Origin of the sequence: Sphingobium sp. D43FB (assembly GCF_002312805.1) — a bacterium.
Lineage (GTDB): Bacteria > Pseudomonadota > Alphaproteobacteria > Sphingomonadales > Sphingomonadaceae > Sphingobium.
The window spans coordinates 1-1163 of the sequence record NZ_NMUA01000134.1 but is presented as its reverse complement, the minus strand read 5'-3'; the positions used below and the strand labels follow the sequence as shown (position 1 = coordinate 1163).

The following is a 1163-nucleotide window of genomic DNA, read 5'->3' as shown; positions in this document are numbered from 1 at the left end:
AGGGCAGGGGAATCGCATATGGGCTTGAACGATTGATCGAATGGGATTCTTGGGTGGTCTCCATAGTTGGAGGCGACCGATGGATGATTTTTCCGCATATTTTGGGGAAGTTGATGATCCGCGCGCGGGCAATGCGCGGCACAATCTTCTCGAACTGATCTTCGTTGCGCTTGCGGCGGTTCTGTGCGGTGCCGAAGATTGTACGGATATGGCGGAGTTTGCCCGTGCCAAGCTGGGCCTGCTGCGTCAGGTGGTGGATCTGGAGCATGGTCCACCGAGCCACGACACGTTCAGCCGGGTCTTCCGGTTGCTCGATCCCGAGCCGTTCGAGGCGGCGTTTGCACGCTTTACGGCGGCATTCGCAGGTGCCCTCGAAGGCGTGGTGGCGATTGATGGCAAGGCTTTGCGCGGGGCGTATGAACGCGGGCGCAAGGCGACGCCGCTGCATCTCGTCAACGTCTGGGCAGCCGAGAAGCGTCTGGTCATTGGCCAGCGGCTGGCACCCGGTCGCAACGAAGTGGCCGGGGTTCTGGAAGTGCTGACGCTGTTGCGTCTGGACGGCTGTATCGTCACCGCCGATGCCCTGCATTGTCGGCCCGACACGGCGCAGGCCATTCTCGCAACCGGTGCCGACTATGCCCTGGCGATCAAGGAAAACCGGCCAAAGCTGCTGGCCAGCGCCAAAGCGCTGATCGCAAGGGGCGAGCAGGCGGATGTCGCCACGATCCGGTCAGGCCCGGCCCATGATCGCACCGAAATCCGACACGCGATCGTGGTGCCCGCCGAAACCCTCGACTTCCCCGGCATCGCGGCGGTGGGGCAAGTGGAAACGTGCCGCCGCAACGCTGGTCGGGACGAGCCACCGGTCAAACGCTGGTTCCTTCTGTCCCGGCCTTTGACCGCCAAACGGCTGATCGAAGTCGCGCGCGCGCATTGGACCATCGAAAACCAGCTGCACTGGGTGCTCGACGTCGCCTTCGACGAAGACGCCGCGCGAAGCCGAAAGGACCATGCCCCGCAAAACCTCGCGCTGATCAGGAAACTTGCGCTCAACATCTTGAGAACCCACCCGGACAAGGGATCAATCAAAGGCAAAATCAAACGGGCGGGCTGGAACGATGCATTCCTTCTCTCAATGCTTGGTCATATGCGATAGCCCTGCC

1 protein-coding gene is annotated in these 1163 nt (G+C 62.0%); it reads left to right on the top strand.

Annotated features, from left to right (window positions below; all coding sequences use genetic code 11):
- The first annotated feature begins 79 nt into the window (after window positions 1–79).
- Window positions 80–1156, top strand: coding sequence for an ISAs1 family transposase (locus SxD43FB_RS23635; protein WP_096064165.1), 1077 nt, complete (start codon window positions 80–82; stop codon window positions 1154–1156).
- Window positions 1157–1163: the final 7 nt, after the last annotated feature.

What these genes read in the sequence shown, in the direction of transcription:
- SxD43FB_RS23635 (WP_096064165.1), top strand. Translation starts at nt 80, where the DNA reads ATGGATGATTTTTCCGCATATTTTGGGGAAGTTGATGATCCGCGCGCG.